General features: G+C 40.4%; 21 protein-coding genes. 14 read left to right on the top strand and 7 right to left on the bottom strand.

Features of this window, described 5'->3' with window-relative positions:
• Window positions 1-33: 33 nt before the first annotated feature.
• The 6 genes from BVH02_RS13550 to BVH02_RS13525 all read left to right on the top strand — a co-directional run bounded on the left by BVH02_RS13550 (window position 34) and on the right by BVH02_RS13525 (window position 5,235).
• Window positions 34-798 (top strand): SDR family NAD(P)-dependent oxidoreductase, encoded by a 765-nt coding sequence (locus tag BVH02_RS13550; protein ID WP_086501999.1) that lies wholly within the window; start codon window positions 34-36, stop codon window positions 796-798.
• Complete coding sequence (locus BVH02_RS13545; protein WP_394363988.1) at window positions 795-1,541, top strand: M15 family metallopeptidase; 747 nt, start codon at window positions 795-797, stop codon at window positions 1,539-1,541. The genes BVH02_RS13550 and BVH02_RS13545 overlap by 4 nt, the downstream gene beginning before the upstream one ends.
• A 78-nt stretch (window positions 1,542-1,619) precedes the next feature.
• On the top strand, window positions 1,620-2,357 hold the full coding sequence (locus BVH02_RS13540) for a ThuA domain-containing protein (RefSeq protein ID WP_086501998.1): 738 nt from the start codon (window positions 1,620-1,622) through the stop codon (window positions 2,355-2,357).
• 178 nt (window positions 2,358-2,535) lie between these two features.
• Entirely contained in the window at window positions 2,536-3,117 is a 582-nt protein-coding gene (locus BVH02_RS13535; RefSeq protein ID WP_086501997.1) for a NifU family protein, read from the top strand.
• Window positions 3,118-3,128: 11 nt separating this feature from the next.
• Window positions 3,129-4,202, top strand: a complete 1,074-nt coding sequence (locus BVH02_RS13530; RefSeq protein WP_086501996.1) for a DUF3810 domain-containing protein — start codon at window positions 3,129-3,131, stop codon at window positions 4,200-4,202.
• A 205-nt stretch (window positions 4,203-4,407) separates the two neighbouring features.
• The gene (locus BVH02_RS13525; protein ID WP_191278341.1) at window positions 4,408-5,235 is read left to right on the top strand and encodes a M23 family metallopeptidase; all 828 of its coding nucleotides are present in this window, start codon (window positions 4,408-4,410) and stop codon (window positions 5,233-5,235) included.
• Between the two features lie 13 nt (window positions 5,236-5,248).
• Here the strand turns inward: BVH02_RS13525 and BVH02_RS13520 are convergent, their stop codons facing one another.
• Window positions 5,249-6,160, bottom strand: a complete 912-nt coding sequence (locus BVH02_RS13520) for a DMT family transporter (protein WP_086501994.1) — start codon at window positions 6,158-6,160, stop codon at window positions 5,249-5,251.
• Window positions 6,161-6,443: 283 nt separating this feature from the next.
• Window positions 6,444-7,433 (bottom strand): tRNA dihydrouridine synthase DusB, encoded by a 990-nt coding sequence (dusB, locus tag BVH02_RS13515; protein WP_086501993.1) that lies wholly within the window; start codon window positions 7,431-7,433, stop codon window positions 6,444-6,446.
• A 37-nt stretch (window positions 7,434-7,470) separates the two neighbouring features.
• Between dusB and BVH02_RS13510 the strand changes: the two genes are divergently transcribed.
• The 5 genes from BVH02_RS13510 (at window position 7,471) to BVH02_RS13490 (ending at window position 11,509) form a co-directional block, all read left to right on the top strand.
• On the top strand, window positions 7,471-8,421 hold the full coding sequence (locus BVH02_RS13510; protein WP_086501992.1) for a CPBP family intramembrane glutamic endopeptidase: 951 nt from the start codon (window positions 7,471-7,473) through the stop codon (window positions 8,419-8,421).
• A complete protein-coding gene (locus BVH02_RS13505) occupies window positions 8,396-8,602 on the top strand; it encodes a putative signal transducing protein (protein WP_086501991.1) in 207 nt (68 codons plus the stop codon). Before BVH02_RS13510 ends, BVH02_RS13505 begins: the two co-directional genes overlap by 26 nt.
• The gene (locus tag BVH02_RS13500; protein ID WP_086501990.1) at window positions 8,586-9,425 is read left to right on the top strand and encodes a phosphatidate cytidylyltransferase; all 840 of its coding nucleotides are present in this window, start codon (window positions 8,586-8,588) and stop codon (window positions 9,423-9,425) included. Before BVH02_RS13505 ends, BVH02_RS13500 begins: the two co-directional genes overlap by 17 nt.
• 71 nt (window positions 9,426-9,496) lie before the next feature.
• On the top strand, window positions 9,497-10,774 hold the full coding sequence (locus BVH02_RS13495) for a Glu/Leu/Phe/Val family dehydrogenase (RefSeq protein WP_086501989.1): 1,278 nt from the start codon (window positions 9,497-9,499) through the stop codon (window positions 10,772-10,774).
• Window positions 10,775-10,846: 72 nt separating this feature from the next.
• Entirely contained in the window at window positions 10,847-11,509 is a 663-nt protein-coding gene (locus BVH02_RS13490) for a phosphatidylserine decarboxylase family protein (protein WP_086501988.1), read from the top strand.
• Between the two features lie 70 nt (window positions 11,510-11,579).
• On the opposite strand, the gene BVH02_RS13485 is transcribed toward BVH02_RS13490, so the two are convergent.
• The 5 genes from BVH02_RS13485 to BVH02_RS13465 form a co-directional block, all read right to left on the bottom strand.
• On the bottom strand, window positions 11,580-12,053 hold the full coding sequence (locus BVH02_RS13485; protein WP_086501987.1) for a Clp protease ClpB: 474 nt from the start codon (window positions 12,051-12,053) through the stop codon (window positions 11,580-11,582).
• On the bottom strand, window positions 12,050-12,457 hold the full coding sequence (locus tag BVH02_RS13480) for a hypothetical protein (protein ID WP_086501986.1): 408 nt from the start codon (window positions 12,455-12,457) through the stop codon (window positions 12,050-12,052). The genes BVH02_RS13485 and BVH02_RS13480 overlap by 4 nt, the downstream gene beginning before the upstream one ends.
• Window positions 12,458-12,570: 113 nt before the next feature.
• Window positions 12,571-13,254, bottom strand: a complete 684-nt coding sequence (gene mnmD, locus BVH02_RS13475) for a tRNA (5-methylaminomethyl-2-thiouridine)(34)-methyltransferase MnmD (RefSeq protein WP_086501985.1) — start codon at window positions 13,252-13,254, stop codon at window positions 12,571-12,573.
• The gene (gene ispF, locus BVH02_RS13470; RefSeq protein WP_086501984.1) at window positions 13,251-13,733 is read right to left on the bottom strand and encodes a 2-C-methyl-D-erythritol 2,4-cyclodiphosphate synthase; all 483 of its coding nucleotides are present in this window, start codon (window positions 13,731-13,733) and stop codon (window positions 13,251-13,253) included. The genes mnmD and ispF overlap by 4 nt, the downstream gene beginning before the upstream one ends.
• Window positions 13,730-14,971 carry a M16 family metallopeptidase gene (locus BVH02_RS13465; protein WP_086501983.1) on the bottom strand — a complete coding sequence of 414 codons (1,242 nt, stop codon included), beginning with the start codon at window positions 14,969-14,971 and terminating at the stop codon, window positions 13,730-13,732. Before BVH02_RS13465 ends, ispF begins: the two co-directional genes overlap by 4 nt.
• Window positions 14,972-15,174: 203 nt before the next feature.
• On the opposite strand from BVH02_RS13465, the gene bshC reads away from it, so the two are divergent.
• The 3 genes from bshC to BVH02_RS13450 are packed head-to-tail and all read left to right on the top strand — an operon-like array spanning window position 15,175 to window position 17,822.
• Window positions 15,175-16,740 carry a bacillithiol biosynthesis cysteine-adding enzyme BshC gene (bshC, locus tag BVH02_RS13460; protein ID WP_086501982.1) on the top strand — a complete coding sequence of 522 codons (1,566 nt, stop codon included), beginning with the start codon at window positions 15,175-15,177 and terminating at the stop codon, window positions 16,738-16,740.
• Window positions 16,730-17,302: a 5-formyltetrahydrofolate cyclo-ligase gene (locus tag BVH02_RS13455; protein WP_086501981.1), complete on the top strand. Its 573-nt coding sequence runs from the start codon at window positions 16,730-16,732 to the stop codon at window positions 17,300-17,302. The genes bshC and BVH02_RS13455 overlap by 11 nt, the downstream gene beginning before the upstream one ends.
• Window positions 17,303-17,324: 22 nt before the next feature.
• Window positions 17,325-17,822, top strand: a complete 498-nt coding sequence (locus BVH02_RS13450; RefSeq protein WP_086501980.1) for a hypothetical protein — start codon at window positions 17,325-17,327, stop codon at window positions 17,820-17,822.
• Window positions 17,823-17,962: the final 140 nt, after the last annotated feature.

Below are 17,962 nucleotides of genomic sequence, written 5' to 3'. Positions count from 1 at the left end.
ATTGTCCATTGATAATTTTTTTATCTTGCCTCTATGAAAAACAAAATTGCTTTAGTCACCGGAGCGACTTCTGGAATCGGCAAAGCTGCTGCAATTACCCTCGCCAAGATTGGCTACGATATCATTGCTACAGGAAGACGTGGCAATCGTCTGGAAGACCTGAAGTCAGAATTGCCTGAAGGAGTTGAATTTTTGCCTCTGATATTTGATGTGCGTGATAGAGAAAAGGTATTGGAAATTCTGGAGAATCTACCAGAAAAATGGAAAGCCATAGATGTGCTGATCAACAATGCCGGCAATGCTCATGGAATCGATCCAGTACAAACTGCCAATCTAGACGATTGGGATGCGATGATAGACATTAATGTGAAAGGATTGCTGTATGTTTCAAGAGCGATTATTCCCGGGATGACAGAAAGGAAGTCAGGAATGATTATCAACATAGGCTCTATCGCGGGCAAGGAAGTGTATCCCAATGGCAGCGTCTATTGTGGAAGCAAGCATGCGGTAGATGCTATTACCAAAGGCATGAGGATAGATTTAAATCAATTTGGTATTCGTGTGGTAGCGATACACCCAGGTTTGGTGGAGACTGAGTTTTCCTTGGTGAGATTCAAAGGAGATGAGAACAAGGCAGACACAGTTTATCAGGGAATAGAACCTCTGGTAGCTCAGGATATTGCGGATATCGTAGAGTTTGCCGTAACAAGACCTGTTCATGTGACCATCGCAGATGTAGTGGTGCTTCCTACTGCTCAGGCTTCGGCTACCGTTGTCAATAGAAATTCGAAGTTGTGAAAAGAACATCGATAATTTTTCTCAGCCTAGCAATTGCTTGCAGTGCTCCAAAGAGTGATCAGGAGATTTTCTCTGAGCAGCAGCGTGAAGTATTAGACCCTGTAAAGGACATAGAATTGGAAGTGAAAATACCCGAGATGGAGCAGGTGCTGATAGATCAGGGATTGGTGAATGTGGAGGAGAAAATTCAAGGAATTAAGGTAGAATTGAAATATTCGACCACGGATAATTTCTTCAAGCAAGATGTCTATGGTGATCTGACCAAAGCTTACTTGCAACCGGAAGTAGTTGAGCTTCTGAAAAAGGCGCAGAAAATGCTACAGACTGAATTTCCAGACTATACCTTACTGGTCTATGACGGCGTTCGTCCATCTTCTGTGCAGCAGATTCTTTGGGACAATCTGGACAAACCTGACAAGCTGAAGCCACTTTATGTAGCCGATCCTAAAAAAGGCAGTTTGCACAATTTTGGTGTTGCTGTGGATTTGACGATTTTTGACACAAAAGCTGACTCAACGTTGGATATGGGAACTGGCTATGATTACTTTGGCTATCCTGCTTATCCTGATCGCGAAAAACAAATGCTTGCCGAAGGACAAATCACAAAAGGGCAAGTTGCTAATCGGGAGATTCTTCGGAAAGTAATGACAGCAAATGGCTTCTCAGGAATCGGATCGGAATGGTGGCATTTCAATGCTTTTTCCAGAAAAGAAGCCGGCGAGAAGTTTCAAATTATTAAGTAGCATTGTTCAATAGACACTGATCAAATTCAATGTTCAAGTATTAATTATCAATTTTAAATTTACAATTACTCAAACCCTATGACCTTAAAAAGAACACTTCTCACCCTCTCGCTGATATTCAGTATAGCGCTGGTATCACAAGCACAGCAATTCAAAGCCTTAGTTTTTAGTAAAACTGGCGGCTTTCGGCATCAATCAATTCCTGAAGCCGTAGCGGCGATCAAGGAACTTGGCAAAACTCAAGGATTCGGCGTTTATACGACCGAAGATGCTGGAGCTTTCACCGACGAAAATTTAGCAAAATACGATGTGGTTATTTTAGCTTCCACGACTGGGACGATTTTCAATGAGGAGCAAAAGGCTGCATTCCAGAAGTTCGTACAAAGTGGAAAAGGAGTAGTGGGTATTCACTCTGCCACGGATACAGAATACGAATGGCCTTGGTACAACAAGATGATTGGTGCATATTTCCTCACGCATCCAGCTCAGCAAACGCTTAGATTAGAGGTAGTAGATCAAAATCACCCAGCAACTTGGCACCTGCCAAAAAACTGGCTTTGGTTTGATGAGCTATATGAATTTAGGGATATCAATCCAGCTATTAAGGTTTTGATAAAAGCAGATGAAAGCACCTATAAGGTAGGGAAAGGTAACGGAGATAATCACCCAATGGCATGGTACCATGAGTATGATGGAGGAAGAGTATTCTATACCGCACTTGGTCATGTGGAGTCTGCTTGGGTAGAAGCTGATTTCTTGAAGCATGTTTCCGGTGGAATATGGTATGCAGCGACAGGACATCCATTCAATAAATAAATCGAATAGATCACAAGATTGGAAAGGGCTGTGTGCTACAAGCCACTAGGCAGTATGCATTTGGCTTAGTAATTCACAGTACCTTATTCAGTTAAGACGTAAGATCTAAACGTAAAAAACCGAATTGCTGGAACTTAATGCCAGCAATTCGGTTTTCTAAACTAAAATCAAGAATACCATGCTACAAGCACAAGCAAGACCTGTTCACCTCTACATGGAGGCAAATCCAAATCCAAATTCCCTTAAATTTGTTGCCAACTTTATGTTGGTAGATGAGGGTGTGAGTTTTGATTTTCCAGATGCAGAAAGTGCCTCTATCAGCCCTCTTGCCTTAGAGTTATTCAATTTCGCAGCAGTTGAGCGCGTATTTGTTGCTTCTAATTTTGTGACTGTGACCAAGTCAGAATCTGTAGAATGGGCGGAAATTCAGGGCATTGTTCGTGATCATATCAAGCAATATTTGGAAGCCGGCAAAGCACCAGTTCCAGTAAATATTGAGAAGGATCCACTTTTTGATGAGAATGATTCTGAGATAGTGAAAAAAATCAAAGGAATACTTGACGAGTATATCCGTCCAGCTGTAGAGCAGGATGGGGGAGCAATTGTATTCCATTCTTTCGAAGACGGAATCGTGAAAGTGCTTCTACAAGGCTCTTGTTCAGGTTGCCCTTCAAGCACAGTGACACTGAAGGCGGGCATCGAAAATCTCCTGACTAGAATGCTTCCAGAAGTGAAGGAAGTGGTAGCAGAGGGAGTTTAAGCTGCTGCTTTATGGGTAAGAGAGATTGGTCCTGGGCGATTCTTGGAGTTATTGCTTTGGGAATACGTTATTTGGCGGCACAAAACCCTGAGGCAACAGACAATATTTATTCAAGAATTTTCTTTCCGGGTATTCGGAATATAATCGATTTGACGCTGGGAAGATTGCCTTTTCCCAGCGTTTATTTGTTTATCATATCGGTGATGCTAGTCATTGGTGTTTATCTTTTTAGGCTTCGCAAAAGGATTGGTTGGAAAAACAGAGTTTTCTATTCCTTTCGTGCGCTTGCAAATGGGCTTGGCACGCTGGTATTCTTTTTCCTTTTCCTCTGGGGATTCAACTATCAGAGAACTCCAATAGTTGAGCAATTGGGACTTAAGTCAATTTCGATGAATCTGGATCAGCTGAAATCTGAGGTACAAATTACAACTAGGCTCGCAATTCAGTACAGAAACTCTATTACAAGGGATACAGCTGCAATAGAGGAGGTTTTGCCTTATCCTGAGTTAGAAGAACTAGTTCGGGTGAACATTGCAGACAATCTTGACATGCTTGGTTTGAATTTTACAGGAAGACCTAGAACCAAGCTTTTCCCGCCACCAGGCTTTATGCGGAAAATGGGTATTCTCGGCATCTATTTTCCTTTTACGGGAGAAAGCTACATCGATCCAACATTGCACGCACTAGAGAAGCCATTTACAGTAGCACACGAGATGGCTCATAGCTATGGAGTGACCAATGAAGGCGAAGCGAATTTTATAGCTTGGGTTATTTGCACAAACAGTGATAGCCGCCTTTTAAAATATTCAGGACAATTAAGGTTGCTTATGTATCAGATCAGGGATTACTATCGCATGGCACCTGAAGAATATAAAATCTGGCTTCGTGATCTGGATCCGGGTATCAGAAATGATATGATGTCTATCAAGCGTAATAGTGATGCGATTGTACCTTTTTCACTGGAATTAAGCAGGAAAACCAATGATGTTTTCTTGAAAACTCAGGGAGTCAAGGCTGGAATTAACAGCTACCAACAATTGCCCAAGCTGGTGTATGCTTGGAGAGAGCGCATGAAGTGGAAATAGAGACTATCGCAAGATTTTAGCAACTTTTTTATTTTTAGTTAGAGGCGATGCAATAAAAATACTATTTTGGGATCTGTTCCTACTGGTTCTGGTATTACTTGATTTGTTTCTTTTCTGCTTCTACCTCAAAAATCATTTTATGCGTCCATTTCTAGCGATCCTTTCCTTATGCTTATTCAGCCAAATTTGTGCAGCGCAAATCACGATGGAAACCGAGAGAGGTGAAGAAGGAAACATGGAGATTTATGCCACAAACTCGACTTTTATTCCCTATACAATTTTATTAGATTACTCCGAACTGACTAACTTAACTTCAACAGGAAGTTCTGCGATGGTAGTTGCTCGATCGGGAAGATCTAAAGTGGCTACTTTAAAGCGGACAGTGGAAAACCAGGCTACAAACATGAGCTATACTTATTCTTTCATAAAAGGTGATTATAGCAGAAAATCAAGAGGTGAAACAGTGTACTTGATTCCTTTGCCAGAAGGCACTATTGCAACAGGCATACGTATGACGCATATCGAAAACCGTCTCCAACCAAAGGAGGAGAATATGGATTATGTTGGAGTTTCTTTCAGGTTTGGCTTGCCTACTGAGGTGGTAGCTCCTCGCAAAGGAGTGGTTTCAGAGATCAGTATGAATAAATATTCAGATAAAAATAATTTGGATTTTGACCGGGGAGAAAACTTCATAGAGCTGTTCCATGAGGATGGATCGCTAACCAAAATCATGGTCTTAAGCCCAGGAAGTGAAAAAGTGGAATTGGGTCAGGTAGTTTTTCCGGGAGATGTGATAGCTGAGTCTTCTGGGGAAGATTATAACTCGGGCTTTCATGTAAGATTGGCTAATATGAAGCCAGTGAAGGATGGCTCAACCAAACTTAAGTATGAGATGACTCCAATGAAGTTTTTCTCGAAGGAAGGAGTATCTGATGTCGCCGAAATGCAAGAAATAGTCGTGGTACATCCCGAGGAGGTAGTGACTGCAGAAATGAATAAAAAAGAGAAGAAAGCTTACGAGGCCGATAATTAAGGTTAAGATATTCTCAGGGACGAATAACTTTCTTCCTATTCCCAACCCATACACCTATAATCACTGCAACAATCCCGATGTAGTGACCAAAAAGTAAAACTTCACCATCTAACACGCCCCAAAATATGGCAACAATAGGTATAAGGTAAGTTACAGAGGAAGCAAATACAGGTGTCGCAGTTTTCACCATCATATTGAAAATAATCAAGGCTATAGCAGTGCCCATTACTCCCAATAGTGTGACATATCCTAAGGCTGTCAATGCACCTTCTACATTGACCACTTTATAGGAAAACTGTGTGCCTGCCATCAAAAAAACGAGGGCTAGAGGCAAAACCATTAAGAGTGAGATAGCAGTAATCTCAATTGGCTTTAGCTTCTGAAAACGGTATTTGATAATGTTCAAATTAAAACCATAGCAAATGCAAGCAAGGATTACGTAAAAGCCATAAGAATTTATATCGGCAAAAGCCCCGAAGCCTGAGCCTTCCTTCACTGTGACTAGAATAAAAACGCCGATAAAAGCTATTGCTAAGCCGATCCCATTCCTGCGAGTAATTTTTGAATTGAAAAATAAGGCGCCTATAACTACCACTGCCAATGGTGTGAGTGCATTCAATACTCCAGTCAATGAGCTGCTGAGCTGTGTTTGAGCTTTTGCAAAAAGGAAGGCGGGAATAAAACTACCAACCAATCCCACGATGATGAGGTTCTTTATCTGAGCTTTGTCTAGATTTTTTATCCTTGGAATAGAAAGAGGTAACAGGAAAGTAGCTGCCGCTACAATTCGATACGCACCAACTTCTCCTGCTGAGAATACTTCTAGGCCACGCTTGATCAGTATAAAAGAACTGCCCCAGATAAGAGACAAGAGAATCAATAAGCCCCAGTTTCTGAGGTTGCTGTCATTGGTGGTTGTAGACATTGGCTAGAGCAGATAAATGTCTGCTTTGCAAAGGAAGCAAAACCAAAGAAAAGTTTGTTGAAAAATTTCAGGAGCCTGAAGTGATTCTTATGTTTTAAGAAATGTTTCAGGCTCTTGCAATAAGTCAAATAGATTTTCTATAATTAAATGAGATTGTTTATGTTTTTCGTAAACAAAACTTTCCTTAGCAAATTAGAAAGCTACTCCTTTTTAAAACCCAAAAAAAAAAGTAAAACTGAAGCTAACCTTTCAATTTTACCACTTTTTTTAAGCTTTATTTTCTCTAAAAAACATGATCCGCATAGACATCTGAGACCTGCTCCAAGACCTCACAGACATGCTCATACGTTTCTGCAGTGACCATTTCGGCACGATATTGCTTGAAGTTTGGCATGCCACGGAAGTAGTTTGTGTAATGTCTTCTCATTTCTAAAATTCCAAGTTTTGGGCCTTTCCACTCAACCGAGAAATCCAAGTGTTTTTTGGTGACCGCAATTCTTTCTTCTAATCCTGGCGCTGCAAGCTTTTCTCCAGTAGCGAGGAAATGCTTGATCTCATTAAAGATCCAAGGATATCCAATCGATGCACGGCCTATCATCATCCCATCGACATTGTATTTATTTTTATATTCCAGCGCCTTCTCAGGGGAATCTATATCGCCATTTCCAAACACAGGAATATGTAATCGTTGATTTTCTTTCACTTTATTTAAATAGCTCCAATCTGCTTCACCTTTGTACATCTGCGCTCTGGTGCGTGCATGAATGCTGATGGCTTGGATTCCTACGTCCTGCAGTCGCTCAGCAACTTCAACGATTCTAATAGTGTTGCTATCCCAGCCGAGGCGGGTCTTCACTGTAACGGGAATATTTACAGCCTTGACAATTTCGGCGGTCATGGAGACCATTTTGTCAATATCCAAAAGAATTCCCGCACCAGCTCCTTTGCAGGCCACCTTACTGACTGGGCAGCCGTAATTGATGTCCAAGATATCTGGTCGAGCTTCGGCTACAATCGCGGCAGCCTCCCGCATGGATTGAATCTCATTCCCGAAAATTTGAATCCCGATAGGTTTCTCATAATCGAAAATATCAAGTTTCGCCACGCTCTTTGCAGCATCGCGAATCAAGCCTTCTGAGCTGATAAATTCCGTATACATCAAGTCCGCTCCGTTCTGTTTGCAGACGGCTCTAAACGGAGGATCACTCACATCTTCCATCGGTGCAAGCAACAATGGGAAGTCTCCCAATTCCAAGTTTCCTATCTTAACCACTTCTTATTTTAAATTTGCGCGTAAATTTACCTCAATTATGGAGATATACGAAACGGAATCAGAAATTGGCAAACGAAAGAGTTGGCTATTGTCCCTGATAGTCATAGTTTTAGTGGGAATAGGAGTTTTGGTTGTGCTACAAGTAGCAGCTCTGGCAGTCGCCCCCTATCTATTTAATATCTCTATAGAGGAGATTATGGGCTTGATGACAGGTGATTATTCTCCTGCTAATGGTCGGATGGCCATGTTTTTTGTGCAAGGCATTGGGTCAGGAATTGGTTTTTGGGTGGCAGCTTATGTTATCATACGTTTCATAGATAAAGCTAACCTGCATTGGAATATTCAAATGCAGAGATTTACTGCTAAAGGTGCTGGACTTATCCTTTTGATCACCTTAGGAGGTATGTTGTTCAATGGCTTATTAGTTTATTGGAATTCTCAATTGATTCTACCAGAATTTATGTCTGGAGTAGAGTTATGGATGAAAGAAATGGAAGCGCAATTAATGGAGCTCACGCTATACCTTACTGACTTTCAATCTATTCCAGAGCTTTTGATGGGGGTTTTGGTGATTGGGGTACTTGCTGGAATTGGTGAGGAAGTATTTTTCAGGGGGTTGATTCAACCCAAAATGCACTTATACACCGGTAATGGCCATGCAGGAGTATGGTTGACTGCTTTTATTTTCTCCGCTATACATTTTCAGTTTTACGGCTTTCTTCCAAGGTTATTTTTGGGGGGGATGTTTGGGTACCTATATTATTATTCTGGAAGTCTAACCTACCCTATTTTGGCCCACATTGCTAACAATACGATTACTGTAATTATGGTCTATGCGTCTAATCAGGGGATGATAGATTTTGATATGGAATCTACAGACACGGTGTATTATCCAGCTGCTTTAGGCGGATTATTGGTTCTTATGGTAGGAATCTTTTACTTTAAGAAAACAAATAAGCCCTATGGAGAACTGGAACAAGGTGTTTGAAACCCCTATGCAGGTGAGAGCTGAGATCGTCAAAGGCATCTTAGAAGAGCACGAAATACAAGCTGTAATTCTAAATAAGAAAGAAACTGTATATCAGATTTTTGGGAATTACGAAGTACATGTGCAGCATGAAAATATGGTGGAGGCAAATAATCTAATCCAGAATGAGATCACGTTTTAGTATAAATAATTACAGTAATCTGGGGCAGAGAGCCATCACTGCACTTTTCGGGGCATTGATTATAGTGGGTGGTTGCCTTTATTCTGACTACACTTATTTCCTGGTGTTTGCTGGGATTTTAGGCTTTTCACAGATGGAATTCTATAAGCTAAGTGGATTGGATGGAATGCTCCCATTGAGAAGTTTTGGTACTTTTCTAGGCTTAATGATTTTTTGCTTGACCTTCATGGTAGAGAAGGAGCATTTGTCCATGAAATATTTCTATTTAATCTTTCCAATAGTCTCACTTACCTTTTTTATTAAGCTTTATAAAAAAACTGATAAAAAACCTTTCACAGGAGTGGCCTATACTTTTTTAGGCCTTTTTTATGTCGCAGTACCATTTTCCTTGCTCAATCTTGCCGTTTTTTCAGTAGATGCCACTTATAATTATCAGATTATTATTGGCTGTCTTTTGATACTTTGGGCTAGTGACACAGGAGCATATTTTGCGGGAACAAAATTTGGTAAGACTAAGTTATTCGAGCGAGTATCACCCAAGAAGTCCTGGGAAGGCTTTCTAGGAGGCGCATTCTCTGCAATTGGAGTGGCATTCATATTGACAAGATATTTCCACGTGATAGAGGATTGGAAATGGCTAGTAATAGCAGGGATAATCATTATTGCAGGTACTTATGGAGATTTGATAGAGTCGTTATTTAAGCGATCTATTGAAATCAAAGATTCTGGAAAAGGGCTACCCGGTCATGGCGGTTTTATGGATCGTTTTGACGGATTGTTACTTTCGGCCCCATTTATTACTGCTTTCTTGAAAATCTTCTAATTTTGACCCCTCCTGATTGAAAATCTGTTTAATATTGCATTGCATTTGAATAACTAAATCCAAACCCGAATATGGCTTACATTGAACCGGCTCCGATAAAGGATAAAGAGAATCCTTTGGAGTCAATGATGGAAAGATTCAACATCGCAGCTGAAAAGCTCGGCCTCTCTGATGAGGTGTACAATGTGTTGAAAAACCCTGCCAAACAAGTAATCGTTTCGCTACCTATCACCATGGATAATGGAAAAATTCAGGTATTCGAGGGCATCCGAGTTATCCATTCTAATATCTTAGGCCCAGCTAAAGGCGGAATCCGTTTCGCTCCTGATGTACACATCGATGAGGTGCGTGCACTTGCAGCTTGGATGACCTGGAAATGTGCTGTGGTCGATATTCCATATGGCGGTGGTAAAGGTGGCGTGAGATGTAATCCTAGAGAGATGTCAAAAGGTGAAATCGAACGTCTGGTAAGAGCTTACACCCTTTCTATGCTTGACGTATTTGGCCCTGATAAAGACATACCAGCTCCAGATATGGGTACAGGACCGAGAGAAATGGCTTGGCTGATGGATGAGTATTCCAAAGCGAAAGGCATGACTGTCAGTGCAGTGGTGACAGGTAAGCCATTAGTTCTTGGCGGATCTTTGGGACGAACAGAGGCAACTGGTCGTGGTGTGATGGTCTCAGCTTTGGCTGCTATGCAAAAACTTAAAATCAACCCTTTCCAAGCAACTTGTGCGGTGCAGGGATTTGGTAACGTAGGTTCATGGGCAGCTAGACTTCTTGAAGAAAGAGGGTTGAAGATCGTAGCAATCTCTGATCATACCGGAGCATTCTACAACGAAAAAGGGATCAACATCGTCGAGGCAGTCGCATTCCGAGATGCAAATGGTGGGAACTTAGAAGGGTTTAAAGGTGGAGACAAAATGTTAAATGCAGGTGATCTGCTCACCTTGGAAGTTGATGTTCTCGTTCCTGCTGCTGTTGAGGACGTGATCACAATTCACAATGTAAATGAAATCAAGGCAAAGCTGATTGTAGAAGGAGCCAATGGGCCCACGTCAGCAAGAGCTGATGCTATAATTAACCAAAAAGGTATTATGGCAGTGCCAGATATTTTAGCTAATGCTGGAGGAGTGACGGTGTCATATTTCGAATGGGTGCAAAATAGGCTGGGCTACAAATGGACGGCTGACCGTGTCAATAGACGATCAGATCGAATCATGAAAGATGCCTTTGATACTGTATATCAAACTTCCTTAAAGTATGATGTGCCAATGAGAATAGCAGCTTATATCGTCGCTATTGATAAAGTGGCGAAGACATATGAATATAGAGGAGGATTCTAAGCCCTTTCTATCAAAAGAATATTTTATATTTGAGGCGTGGGGAGATCTCCACGCTTTTTAGTTTTAAAGCTTATGACCATACACCGAGAAGGACGAGTTTTGTTATTTTGGATGCTAATCATCCTTGTTGCTGGTAATTACCTAATTATCTATTTTATGCCAGATGCCAGGATACTTTCGAATGTTGCCGTTTTGGGAAGTATCGTGATATACCTAATCATTCTCCAGTTTTTCAGAAGTCCAATTATCAAATTGCCAGTTGACGAAAGCTTAGTATATGCCCCAGTAGACGGTAAAGTAGTGGTGATCGAAGAGACTTTTGAAGAAGAATACCTGAAAGAGAATCTAAGACAGGTTTCGATTTTCATGTCTCCTATCAATGTGCATATCACCAGGTCTCCGATCAAAGGAATTGTAGAGTTTTTTCAATATCATCCAGGGAAATACCTAGTGGCATGGCATCCTAAGTCAAGTACAGAGAATGAACGTACTACCATGGTGGTGAAGCATGAGAATGGCACTAGGCTTCTCGTTAGACAAGTAGCCGGAGCTTTAGCTAGAAGAATCAAATGGTATGTGAAACCAGGCTCTGAGTTAGTCTCTGGCGGAGAATTCGGTTTCATAAAATTCGGGTCTCGTGTGGATGTTTATCTTCCATTAGATGCCGAGATATTGGTTGGGCTAGAGGAAAAAACTAAGGGTGGGAGAACGCCAATTGCGAGATTGAAAGGATAATTGACCGATGTCAAATTTTTTAATACCAAAAAGAGCTCTTGATTAAGAGCTCTTTTTGAAGTAAAAAACTTCAGGGCTTTATCACTTTTTTATAGACTACAAATCCAAGTCCTAAAGAAATCAGGAATAAGATCAGGCTGATCCATTCAAATGTTCTTCGCTCGCTCAGCTTTTCTTTGAGTTGTTTGTCCCGCTCCGCTACAGCTCTCTTGAGTGCTTGGACATCTTTTTCTTGTTTGAAAGCTATCGCTTTATAGTCATCTCCTGTTTGAGTAGCAGTGATTGTTTCAATATCTCCTATCATGCGAAGCTCATCCATGATCAGATTGTCCTTTTTAATGATGCGTTCAAGCCATTCATTAGTCTCGATCATATCTTTTTTGGTCCTGTTGCCAAAGATTCCGGACTTTTGACTTTCAGACGCTTTCCATTGAGCGGTAAGTGCGTCACGATCTTTAACCATTTTTTCCAACTTTGCCTGGCCAGCTTCATTGAATTGAGGTGTGAAAAAATTTAAAAATAATAGAACTAGACTTAGGCTCATTTTTCTGGGGTATAAGTATGAATTGTAATCAGTTCAGATTGATCTGTATGAAGTTTGTTTCTGATATATAAAAACGCAAAAATTAGCATGCCTACAAAAAAGATCAAAGTAGCTGATTGGGATTTCCATTGGGTTAATTCCTGGGAGTTGATCTCGTGATTTTTATGCGCTAGTTGGCTTTTGAGTTTCTGAATATCTTTTTCTTGGGAAGCGGCAATTGCTTGAAAATTTTCTATGCCTGCAAGCATTTCAGATCGCGCAATCAAATCCGCATTTTTATTTACCATTCCTTCAACTTCAATAGTTGAATTTTCTAGCGTAGCCTCTCTGAATTGAGAGTCGTAGCTGTAAGCGTAAATTTGAATTGGTAATAAAAAGAGCCAGGTAAAGATTGCAGTTTTCATAATTATAAATTTGTTTATCAAATGCCATAAGGAATCTCGCATTATCATGCTAGATTTCATGAGGTTGGTGGTTTTTCATAATTGATATCCAAACAGCATTCCAGATGACAAATTTATCTTTTCCAGGCTCTGGTCATTTCTTTTTTACCTGGAGGACCAGGTAAAGTTTCTACTTCTAGTCCAATCTCAGTCAAGTCTCTTCTCAGCTGACCAGTAGCGCAGTACGTCGTCAGGATTCCGCCTTGGCTCAATGTGTCGCATACCTTGCTTAGGGCTTCTTTGGACCACATTTCTGGTTGTTTACTCGGCGCAAATGCATCATAAAAAACCACGTCAGAGGGATAAAGTACTACATCTTGTAGAGTTGATTTCTCCTTTTTCATGTTGAAATATTCCGACATTATAATGCCTTTGTCCCATTCAGCTTTATGTAAACGCTGAAGATATGGCTTGTAATGGAAGATTGCATCGTCCATATCTCCGTAATTCAGCTGGGAATAAATATCCTCAGTTAGCGGAAATGGTTCAATAGTATGATAAAGAACTGGAATTTGATTCTGTTCCGCCCAAATTAAAGTGAGCCAAGCATTCAATCCTGTTCCAAAACCTACCTCAAAAATCCGCAAAGGTTTTTTCTTTGGATTGTTCATGATCCAAGTGTCTAATCCATAGAGCATGCAGATATGGATTGATTCTCTGAATGCACCTCCGGAGTTGTGGTAGCTCTCTTTTAAGTCGTCATTGTATAGAGAGTGAGAGCCATCTTCAGTGGTGATAATTCTTAATTTTCCACTCATACTGAATAAATTAAAGCTGAACAATAAGCGGATATACCTTCCTGCCTTCCAACGAATCCTAGTTTCTCAGTGGTAGTAGCTTTGATAGAAATATCATTTTCAGAAACATTCATTACCTCGGAGAGACACTGTTTCATAGCTGGGATGTGCGGATTGATTTTCGGGAGTTGTAGGCAAATGGTAGTATCCAAGTTGCCCACTTCATAGCCAGCTTCTCTAACGAGGACCATTACTTCAGTAAGCAGAATCTTGCTATCTATGCCTTTGAATTTTGGATCTTGGTCTGAAAAATGATATCCAATATCACGAAGGTTTGCAGCTCCTAGCAGCGCATCGCAAATCACGTGAATCAAAACATCTGCATCGGAATGTCCGACAGCACCTTTTTCATAATCCAATTTAATTCCACCCAACCAGAAGTCGTAGCCTTCTTTGAGTTGGTGGACGTCGTAACCGAAACCTATTCTGAATTTGTTCATGCAGGTACAGATTTATAATAAAGTACAGAAGAGTTTTCCTCACGGATAAGGCGATTTGCCCAAGTCATGATTTCATCTCCTTTTATTTTTGATTTATTTTCGAACTCTTCATAATATAAATCGGGATTTCCCAATTGAGCATAATTTGCAAGATTCATCGCTCTATTTAATACTTGTATGGATTCGTAAGTTTTCATCGCTTCTCCCTGATTCTTTACTTTTTGAATTGTGTGATTAGAAATTTCAGATGCTAGGAATTTCGACACTACTTCATCAAGTGCATGCTCAGCCTCTTCCGCTGACACACCGCTTGCCATTTTTCCAGAGAAAATCAAAAGCCCGGGATCTATCGAACCTAAGACATAAGCTCCAACAGCTGCGAAAAGTTTTCCATTTTTCACCAAGGTTTGCTCTAATAAAGAAGACTTCCCGAATCCTATGATATCGGTAATCAAGTCAGCTTCTAGGTATCCCTCAGCCAGTTTTGCTGGCATCTTATAAGCTTTGTATAGTGCATCTGTTGGTACAGTCGCCTCGACTAACTTAACTCTTTTGATTTGTTGAGCTGGTTCGACCGGAATCTGACCTGTTGATTTGGAAAGGTTGGGGATTGGCTCAAACCATTTCTTAGCCAAACGCTCAACCTCGGCTTGGGTCACAGCACCAGCAACTACTAAGATGGCATTGTCAGGCCTGTAATTTGCCTGATAGAAATCCCATACATCTTCTTGGGTGTAATTGATGATATCGTCCAGATTCTGACCTATAGTAGGCCAGCGATATGGGTGTGTAGTGTATGCGAGGTCTCTTAGATGATGGAACACATCCCCATAGGGCTGATTGAGGTAGCGTTGTTTATATTCCTCCATGACTACTTTTCGCTGAGTTTCGATAGTTTTCTCGCTCAGAGTTAGTTGTAACATGCGGTCTGATTCCAGCCAAAATGCAGTTTCCAAATTAGCAGCAGGAAGCGTGATGTAGTAATTAGTAATATCAGGGCTGGTGAAAGCATTGCATGCACCGCCGACTCGCTCCAGTTCTCGGTCAAAAACTGGGACATTGGCCGAACTTCCAAACATCAAATGCTCGAAAAAGTGGGCAAGTCCGGTTTTTCCGAGCTTTTCATTTCGGGATCCGACTTTGTAGAGAAGGTTGAAAACAGCGATTTTACTGCCATGATCCTCATGGACGATGACTTCGAGGCCGTTTTCTAGGAAAAATCTTGTGTAGGGTAGCATAATTGTAGCTTGCAAAGCTAAGATAATTGGCAATTTTGGCTAATCATGAAGATGTATTTTAAATAAACCTTCAAGAGAAAAGCTCAGTTTAACCAACAAGAATCCCATTGGTGTAAGCATTACTAATTTTTTCAAAAAAAAAACGAACTTTGAAATCATTGCCTAAGTTAGCCTGCCAATAAAACTCTCAGCTCAAAATCACTATGAAAAAACATTGCGTAGAACTCCAAAAGACAGGACAGTTTTCACAATTTTTTTTGGATTACATCGGAGGGAAAAAGGTTTTAGCGCCTTTCTATGCTCATTTACCCAAATTAGAGAGCTTCAAGCAAGCGATTGAGCAGAAGACCTTTTCCGAAGGCAATCGTAACATATTGGTTGAGGCGCTGCAAAGTCAGTATGCTAATTTAGAAGTGAGTCATGTAGTCTCCGCAAATATAAGCTCCTTGGCATCCAATAAGACATTCACAGTAACCACTGGTCACCAGCTGAATTTATTTACCGGGCCTCTATATTTTATTTACAAAATCGTCTCTACTATCAACCTTGCCAAGAAATTAGCAAAGACATACCCAGAATATAAGTTTGTTCCAGTGTATTGGATGGCGACGGAAGATCATGATTTTGACGAAATCAACTACTTCAAGTTGGATGGAAAGAAATACGAGTGGAGCTCTGAGCAGACTGGGGCTGTTGGAGATTTCGAATTGGATAAGAGTTTTAAGGCATTTCTCAAGACAGTTTCTTTCGCTCCAGAGGTCTTTGTGGAGGCTTATTCTTCTTCCAAAACACTAGCTGAGGCAGTGCGCAAATATGTCAATTCGCTCTTTGGTGATGAAGGGTTATTGATAGTGGATGGAGATGATGTGAAATTGAAAAGCGAGTTCACTGAAGTCATTCTTTCTGATTTGTTTGAGCACAAGCCTTTCGAAAAAGCTTCTGAAGCAACGGAAGCTTTACAAGAGTTAGGTTATGATAGTCAGATATTTCCTCGTGAGATTAATTTTTTCTACTTAGATAAGGGTGTTCGTGAGCGAATCGAGAAAATGGAGTCAGGCTTCGGTGTGGTTAACACTGAATTTCGATTTACGGACGAAGAAATGAAAGCCTTGGTGGAGAAGCATCCAGAGCGTTTTAGTCCAAATGTCGTATTGAGGCCACTTTATCAGGAAATTATTTTGCCTAATCTCGCGTATTTGGGTGGTCCCGCAGAAGTCGTTTACTGGCTTCAATTAAAAGGAGTTTTTGATCATTTTGACGTTCCTTTTCCAATGATTTTACCACGTAACTTCGCATTGCTGATTAACGAGAAGGTAAAACGCAAAATGAGCCAGTTAAATTGGGATATGGAAGATTTATTTGTGGATGTCGATCATTGGAAAAAGACCTTTGTGAAAGCTGAGGCTAGTATGGATATAGAGTTGAATAAGCAAAAGGAGGTTATTTCTATGCTGTTTGATTCGAAAGGAAAGGAAGCCTTGCATTTAGAGAAAACCCTGAAGAATGCATTTGAAGCTGGCAAAGTTCGCTCCCTGAAGATTATTGATCAGATGGCAAGCAAACTTCGTAAGGCCGAAGAAAGAAGATTACACACACAGATAGAGCGTGCTTCCTGTATTCAGGAGTTAATAAAGCCTGGAGGTAGTCCACAGGAGCGTGTGGTAAATATGATGCAGTTTTACATGAGTAATCCTCATTTGATCTCAGAGCTACTGGACTGTTTTGATCCTCTCGATTTTAGGATGATGGTATTAGAAAATGAGTCTTGATAAGCAACAGCTTAGGATTTTTTATAAGAAACTGAGAGCAGGTCTTTCAGATGAAGATTTGGAGAAAAAATCTCTCCAAATACTCGATAATTTAATTGTGTTTTTAAAGGAGCGAAAGGACTTGGAGCATTTCCATTTGTTTTTTCCCATCTCAAAACAACGAGAAATCAACACATTTTTAATTAAGGAGTTTTTGGAAGCAAGGAAAAACACTATTTACACGTCTAGAGTTGAGGCTGATTCATTGGCTTTGCAGACCTTGCAGTTACAACCAAATACCAAATTTTATCTTGACAAATGGGGGATCCCAGTACCAAAAGATTATTTATTGGTATCAAATGAGATGATCCAAGTAGTTTTTGTCCCGTTGCTGGCTTACGATCAAAAAGGGAATAGAATCGGTTTTGGAAAAGGTTATTATGATTTATTCTTGAGTAGTCTTGATTCCTCAGTATGTAAGATTGGGTTAAGTTTATTCTCTGCAGAGCTACATATTCCTTCTGAATTGCACGATATACCTCTTGATTTTTGTATAACGCCAGAAAATATCCTTACTTTTTGACTTTATTTAAACTAATCATTCCATGCGATTCACTCTTATGGTGGCTGTTGCTACGTTAATTCTAATATTTTCATTTGCTCTAGTTTCTAAGGCACAGCTCAGAGACTATAATACAATGATAGGGGTGACAGCAGGCACCAATATTGGTGTCACAGCGAAACAGTTTATTTCGGCAGAGGGAGCTGTAGATCTTCTTATCTATCGTAGATGGAAAGGATTGATTGCCGCAGCTTTGTATGAACATCATTTGAATATCCGGGAATTGAGAGGTTTGGAGTGGTATTTTGGAGGAGGAGCTCATTATGGAATGTGGAAAGATGGAAAAGGGGATCCTCCATGGGTGGAAAAGATTGATCAAGATTATAATGCCTTTGGTATAGATGCTATTGTTGGATTGGAATATAATATCAACCGCAGTAACTTTTATGTGGGCTTTTATTGGAAACCTGCATATAATTTTACCGATTTCACCAAGTTATGGGAGGATGATGCTGCCTTTACACTGAGGTATTCGCTATAGGCAAAGCAGCTGATATTGCGTGAAAGGTTATAAATAGGATTTGTTCAGGTAATAAGCTCCTTGCTTGTCTGATCGTAATTATTTCCAATTTGATTTGAAGTACTTCCTGACGCCTAGTTATTATGGCTATTTTTCTAAGG

This window comes from Algoriphagus ratkowskyi (assembly GCF_002150505.1).
Classification (GTDB): Bacteria; Bacteroidota; Bacteroidia; order Cytophagales; family Cyclobacteriaceae; genus Algoriphagus; species Algoriphagus ratkowskyi.
Note: the sequence above shows the minus strand (reverse complement) of the source record. Positions and strands in the feature narration are given on the sequence as shown.